Source organism: Kitasatospora sp. NPDC023120 (genome assembly GCF_055560835.1).
In genome coordinates this window covers 1-6640 of sequence record NZ_JBVHHY010000070.1, presented here as the reverse complement: position 1 = coordinate 6640, position 6640 = coordinate 1, and the positions used below count along the sequence as shown (strand labels likewise).

Sequence of the window (6640 nt, the reverse complement as noted above, 5' to 3'; positions counted from 1 at the left end):
AGATCGAACCACGCGGCCCCATCGAGGCCGAAGCAGCCCGCCGCCTCGCCGACGACCTCAAGAACGAGTAGTCAGCCAGTTACCCGACACTTTCTAAGACGCTGCGCCTCGTCCACGACGATCAGGCGCATCGGCGAGGCCAGCAGGCCGACCAGCTTGGTCGTCAGGTCGAAGCGATTGCGACTGGACGGGCTCTCGGCGCCGGTGAGCTCCTGCAGCAGCTGATCGGCGATCAGACGCATCGTCGGACGGGAAGGGAACTGCAGCGACACCACCGCTGGCCGCTCGGCGGGCGCGCGCTGCTCCAACGCCTCCAGCGCCGCCTCCACGGCGAAGGTCTTCCCCGTGCCGGCGGGGCCGTGCACGACTCCGGTGGCGGCGTTCGCCACCAGATCATCGAGGACTTTGCCGGCCAGCTGGAAGTGGCCGGTGGGCAGGGTGACCGCATCTTGCAGGTCGACAAACTGGCGGGGCATCACAACTCCGGGAGAAGATCGGTGACAGGGAGAATGCCGAGCAGGTCACCGCGGGCTCGTGCCTTCAGCAGCGCCTCACCGGCGTGCTGGACGGCCTGCGCCGCCTCGCTGGGCCGCACGAGACGGGACGGCTCGGCCGCGTTCTGGGCGGCGGTCATCGGCGCGAGTTCGCGCCGCGCCCGGCGCGCGGCGCGGCGCCGCTCACGGCCCAGCCGCTCGGCCTCGGACCGGGCGTGCTCACGGAACGCCTCCCGCTGCTCGCGCGTGAGCTGGGCGGACGGGTGCGCGGTGCACAAGTACTCGCCGCGCCGGTACACCTCGATCCACCGGTCATCGTGTGGCATGTACCGGACTTCGAGCACCTCGCCGCCGCGTCCGTGGAGCTCGGGGGCGAGGTAGGCGTGGCCGTTGAATCGGATGCCGTCCTTGCCGACCTTGCGCTCGGTGCCGGCCAGCAGCAGGTATCGCAGCCGTGCCGGGTCGATCCGCTGCAGCGGCGCCTCGTCCTCCAGCCACGCCTGTACCGGGGTCCGCCCACCCAGCGCCCGGTGCGGGCGTTCGGTGTTGTACCAGCAGGCCCAGGCGGCGAACCGCTGCACGAACTCCTCGATACGCATCGGCCCGCCGGCCCGCTCGGCGGCCTTCTTCGCTTTCGCTGAGTCGTCCACGGGCCCGTACAGCCGCCCGCTCGCGTCCCGGGGACCGCCGGTGAAGCCGGGAAGCTGCGACAGGAGGGTCTGTTCGATCGTCAGGTTCAGCCGCTCGACCTTTCCCTTGCGGTTCGGGCTGTAGGGCGGCAGGCGGTGCACCACGACCGCCAGTGTTCCCAGCGCCGCCTCCACGGCATCGGCGGCGAACTCCAGACCGCGGTCAACACGCACCCGCTCGGGAACTGAGCCGAACGGCGAGATCTCCGGCTCGTAGGCCATGGCCATTCGCATCGCGGTCAGCACAGTGCCCGCACTCGGATAAACCGACAGCGCCCACCCGAGCAGCCCTCGGCAACCGTCGTCCACCACCGTGGTCAGCCATGGAGACAACGCGCCGCCCCTCGGCGGCAGGACCAGCAGCGGCAGCTGCTTGTGGTCCATCTCCCACACCCGCCCCCGAGGCGCGTCTGTCCGACGCAAGTACACCTGTGCTGCGCGCTGGCCGCTCTCACCCACTCGCCAGGCCGCACGCTCCGCGGTGGTCAGCTGATCCGCGAAAGCACGCTGCAGCGTTCGTAGGCCCACCGGCCGGGCTTCACGCCAGCCCTCGGCCAGGAAGCCCGGTACATCGGCACCCGCCGTCTGCCCGGCACAGTCGAGCACCGCCTGCCGAGCACGCGCGAGCGCCGCCACGTTTCCCCTGTAGAACGCGAACGCCTCCCGATCGACGTCGGTCAGGCGATACGACGACTGGGGCTGACGCTGCCCAGGCGATGGGGTGGAGAGCCACCGCCACACCGTGCGCTCGGCCACTCCCAGGGAAGCGGCGACCACCCGCACGTGTTCGCCGCTCAATGCGCCCTCGTCGCGTAGTTGCTGGAGCCGGGCTACGACTGCCGCACGCTCCTGCACTCCGGTCCTTGCCACGGCACCAGGCTCGCTGGCGCGCCACTGCCGTCGCCCGAACTCTGGGGCGACGGCCACTCGTAGGAGCGCGGTCCGGGCGAAGTGCCAGCCAGCCGTCGTCGACTTTGGTATTGATCGAGCACAGGCCGTTTTGGTACTGACATCTCGGTGTCGCCAGCAGCGTCAAATCTGTGTCGTCCCACCCCCTGGTGGTCGTGCGCGTCCGGCGAAGCCGTCCGCGTCCGGGGGTGCCCGGCCGGGCCGAGACCGGACGGCCACCTCCCCCGCGGGCGGCCCCGGGCCGGGCCGTTGCCTGGTGGCCCGGCCGGGCGCGACTTGTCGTGTTGGGCGTCGTTGGGCACGGCATGACCTATGTGAGCCCGAGCACCGTCGAGAACCTGCTGCACCACCACGATGCGGGAGTACAGGCGCTGGCCCAAGCCCACCAGGAGCTGAGGGCCGAGTCGGAACGCGTCTGCGCCCTCGCCGCCCGGTGGATGGAGGGCGGCCCCGAGTCCCGGCCGTACGGCCGGGCGCTGTTCGACGCGATCAACGACGAGGACCAGGCCGCCGCCGAGACCGGCCCCGCCGACGAGGACCAGGCCGCCGCCGACGCGACCACAGTCAGCACGAGCACGAGCCCGATCGACTGGGGGCCGGGCGACTACGCCAGCATGGAGGCCGCGCTGATCCACGCCGCCCTCCCCGCGGAGGAGTGGGAGGCGATGGTGCGGGACCGGCCGGAGTTGGCCACCGCGCTCGCCGAGCGCCGCGCCGCACAGGCCACCGCCTCGTAACCCGCAGGATGCCGCCGCCCCCGCCGGGGGCCGTCCTCGGCGGGGGTTGGTGGTGGTTCCCTGCTCGGCGGGCGCCACGGGTGCGATGTAGCGGCGCTTTGTCGCGCGGCCGGGCGGGGAAGGGCGATCGGTGATGGCGCTCGTTGAAATCGGCCACCTCTGCTCCGGGGTGCCCCGCCCCTACTCAGTGGATCTCCCCGGCTGCGGGGCATCTGACGGGCGACGGATGTCATAGGGCAGGAGCCGACCGGCAGTTCAGCGAGGTTCCGGGACGGGCGGACCGTCCAGGACTACTGGAGGAGCGTTCCGCCGACCCGTGCACCCTCTGAGCCGACAATCGGCCGCGTCCACCCGGGGGCCCGGATTGGGTTCCGCAGCGGCCGGCCATGGCCCAGGGGCCGGTCGCGAGGTGACTCAAGGTTGCGGTTCGGTGGCAACTTCCGGCTGCCTGCCGCTACCGGTCGCTCCTGCTGTCAAGGTTGAGCAAACGACTGTGCCGGGGGGGCGCTTTGAGCGAGTCTGATCTTGCCTCGACTGTTGTCGGGCTCATGACCGACGTGGCATCGGGGATCGTGGGAACCGCCAGCCGGGCCGTGGCGGAGGCCGCGGGGGAGGCCGTCCGGCGGCGGCTCTCGTCGGAGCCGGACGGCCGGGCCGCTGTGGCGGCCTTCGACTCCGGTCCGCAGGAACCGGCCGCCCAGGCGGAACTCTGCCGGGTCCTGGTACAGGTGATGTCCACCGAGCCGCAGTTCGCCGTGCAGCTGGCGGCGCTTGTGCCGGTCCCGGCTCCGGCGACACCGGTCCCGCCGCCGCCCGCGGAGCTGCCGCGGATCGGCCGGGACGGCATCATCATCGACGGCAGGTCCCGCAACACGGGGAACCTGGCGCTCGGTGACCAGCTGATCCAGAACATCCGCCGGGGCGACCCCCGCACCGTCCTGCTCCTGATCCTCGCCCTGGTCCTCGTGGTTGCCGTGGGCTACGGAGGGGCCAAGATCGTCACGGACGACACACCGGATCCGCCGAGCGACTCCCTGAGCGCGCCCTCCGGCGCATCCGCGCAAGCGGATCCGGAGTCCTCGGGCGGTGATCCGTCGGCCACCACCCGTCCGTTGCCGAGCCCGTCCGTCCGGGCGAGGCCCGAACCGGTCAGGGCCGACCCGCCGGTGAGGTTCACCGCGGCCCATACTCTCCGCTTCGCCGACGACGACCGGCAGGTCGTGCTGGACGGTCTCAACCTGGTTCTCGTGGAGGAGGGACGCACACTCGTGGCCCGCGATGTCCGCGACGGCCGGCTTTCGGCCCGGATGACTTCCACCGGAGTGCTTCGCACCAGAGAGCCGAACGAGCCGTCGAAGAAAAAGCTCGGATACGGGCGCCCCGCGGTGGGAACGGCAGGTGGAAAGCGGTTGGCGGTGGCGGCCTTCCCGCTGACCGTCGTCGGCCGGGGGACCGTTTCCGACCACTACGGTGTCGAGGTCGACATCCTGGACCTCGACAGCGGCAAGGAGGCCGGCCGGGTCACCATCGACGACGGCACGGTCGCGGGGGGCATTGCGACCGTCGCGGGCGTCGCGGCGGGCCGGGCCGTCGTGGTGGTTCCTAGCCTGTCCGGTCCTCCCACCAGTTACGCGATCGACCTCGCCACCGGTGCGGTCACCTGGAAGCTGGCGAACTTCGCGGCACAGCTGATCCAGGACGGTACGGTCCTCGGCGTCTCGTCCACGACCGGGAGATGGAGTACCGGCTACTACGACGGCGTGCCGCTGGAAGCGCGGGCGGCCTCCGTGGCCGACGGCACGGTGCTGTGGACCGCCCTGACCGGCGAAGCGGGGAGCGGTCTGTCCGTGTTCGCCGCCGACAAGATCCTCACAACCACAGGAAAGCTGCTGTCCACCGCCACCGGGACGGTCGTGCCGCTGCCGACCCTGCCCGGGAAGCGCACATCGATCAGTGACTGCTGGTTCGACGGCCGCGCCACGACCGTGTGCCACACGACGAGCGAGGACGGTGGATGGCTGATCGGCATCGACGCGACCACGACCGCCGTCCTGTGGCAGATCAACCGCTCGGCCACCACCCCCGGAGTGCGCCTGGCACCCACGGTCACCGGCGCCTGGCACGGAGCGGTCTACGGCCGTACGCAGAAAGGCGAGGCTGTGGTACTCGACGCCCGGACGGGCCAGGACCGCGAACTCGCCCCGGGCGCCGCCCCCGACCAGATGAACGAGTACGCCGCCCTGGTGGAGAACAATGTCTACCTCTCGGCAGGGTGAACCGGCCCGCCCCGAACCAACCGATCCGATGAGCAGGACCGCCGACACCGCCCACTAGAGACTCCCCACCCCGTTGAATGCTGGACAGAGTGGGGAGACGAGCAGCCCCGGCCGTTTCCGAGATCCTCATCATCGGCTCCCGGGAGGTCCGGGAACGGCCCTTCCGGGGCTCCCGGCGCAGCTCCTGACGTAGGTCCTGCTGTAGGTCCTGATGCCAGCACCCCCACTCGGGACGCGGCGGGGCGTCTGTGCAGGGCTGAGCGTGATGCGCTTGAGGGTGCGCCAGCGTTCCTTGAATTCGGCCGCGGCCCGTTCGCCCAGCGTCCGCACGCCGCGCAGGAGCTCGTTGCAGGTCCTGGTGTCGGGGTGAAGCTGCAGGTGGGAGCCGCCACGGGGCTTCCTGAACGGGTGGTGGATGCCGATGCCGGCGCCCTGGTAGCCGCTGTCGGCGAGGGTGGGCAGCCCGTCGGCGGCCGCCTTGTACAGGGCGGGAAGACAGTGCTCGCGGGCGGCGGTGATGTCCGGCACCGAGCCGGGCTCGGTATCCGAGACCCATAACGGGGTGCCGTCCGGGGCGGCCAGGAACTGCACGTTCGCACCGAACGCCTTGTTCTTCGCGGAGTACCAGGTGTCCACCTCCTTGCCCTCGGCGCTGGGGTGGGTGCCGGTGACGCGGTCGCACTCGATGAGCGTGCCGTCCAGGACCAGGTGGTTCAGCCCCTTCTCCCGGCATTCGGCGAGGACCCGGTGCAGATCCCGGGCCTGCTCGGCGAGGACATCGATGCCCTCGTGCAGGTACCGGTAGCCGGTGGCCTGCGACCCGGGCCAGGCAGTGCACGCACGACCCGTCACGGAACCAGCGGAGCACCAGCACCGCCTGCCGGAACGGGCCCAGCGCCCGCGACCTCTTCGGTGTACCGATCCGGCGCCGGCGGACACCAGTGATATCCGATCGCGGCCCGTCCCGTTCGGAGATGGGCTCCACGGCCCGGGGCGCTGGCCGCTCCGGTGCCCAGCACGCGATGGCGGTGAACGAGACCGTGCTCGCGTTCGTTCTGGGCGGCAGTGCGCCCGGGGCTGCGGGCGGGGTGGGCACGGTGCGGTCCTGGTCGACCGCTCGACCATGACGCCGGCCGACGTCGCCGCGAAGTTCCCCCGGTACCGCGAGCTGTTCCGCACCAAGGTCCGCGACAACGACCCGGCCCTCGCCGACCAGGAGCCGGCCGACCGCACGGTGCACTGGTGGCGCCGCACCTGGCCCGGCCACACCCGTGCCGGGTACCCGCCGGTCGCCCTGGTCGTCACCGACGCCGGACCCCTCGCGCTGGCCAACCGGCAGCAGGCCGTCGCGGACCTGTCCGCCGACTGCTGGCGCGGCCGGTGGTGCAGGGAGGTCCGCGACGACAACGACGACGGGTGGCGCGAGTACGACGACGCCGTGCCCATCGTCGCGACCACCCTTCAGCTGCTGGCCGAGCACGGGCCGCTCGGGCCGGTGTGGTGGTGCTACGGCCGCTCGGGCTGGCACTCCCTCA

The 6640-nt window shown here is 71.6% G+C and carries 5 protein-coding genes and 1 pseudogene; 3 read left to right on the top strand and 3 right to left on the bottom strand.

What is annotated here, in order from left to right; genetic code table 11:
- Window positions 1-71: 71 nt before the first annotated feature.
- Window positions 72-476: an ATP-binding protein gene (locus ACZ3TI_RS40360; protein WP_465735494.1), complete on the bottom strand. Its 405-nt coding sequence runs from the start codon at window positions 474-476 to the stop codon at window positions 72-74.
- Window positions 476-2038, bottom strand: a complete 1563-nt coding sequence (locus ACZ3TI_RS40355) for a transposase (protein WP_465735492.1) — start codon at window positions 2036-2038, stop codon at window positions 476-478. Before ACZ3TI_RS40355 ends, ACZ3TI_RS40360 begins: the two co-directional genes overlap by 1 nt.
- 359 nt (window positions 2039-2397) lie before the next feature.
- Between ACZ3TI_RS40355 and ACZ3TI_RS40350 the strand changes: the two genes are divergently transcribed.
- The gene (locus ACZ3TI_RS40350; protein ID WP_465735491.1) at window positions 2398-2829 is read left to right on the top strand and encodes a hypothetical protein; all 432 of its coding nucleotides are present in this window, start codon (window positions 2398-2400) and stop codon (window positions 2827-2829) included.
- Window positions 2830-3377: 548 nt separating this feature from the next.
- Window positions 3378-5105: an outer membrane protein assembly factor BamB family protein gene (locus ACZ3TI_RS40345; RefSeq protein ID WP_465735489.1), complete on the top strand. Its 1728-nt coding sequence runs from the start codon at window positions 3378-3380 to the stop codon at window positions 5103-5105.
- 129 nt (window positions 5106-5234) lie between these two features.
- Here the strand turns inward: ACZ3TI_RS40345 and ACZ3TI_RS40340 are convergent, their stop codons facing one another.
- A complete protein-coding gene (locus tag ACZ3TI_RS40340) occupies window positions 5235-5957 on the bottom strand; it encodes a transposase family protein (RefSeq protein ID WP_465735487.1) in 723 nt (240 codons plus the stop codon).
- A 271-nt stretch (window positions 5958-6228) separates the two neighbouring features.
- On the opposite strand from ACZ3TI_RS40340, the pseudogene ACZ3TI_RS40335 reads away from it, so the two are divergent.
- A pseudogene (locus ACZ3TI_RS40335) lies at window positions 6229-6640 on the top strand (hypothetical protein); the annotation flags it as partial.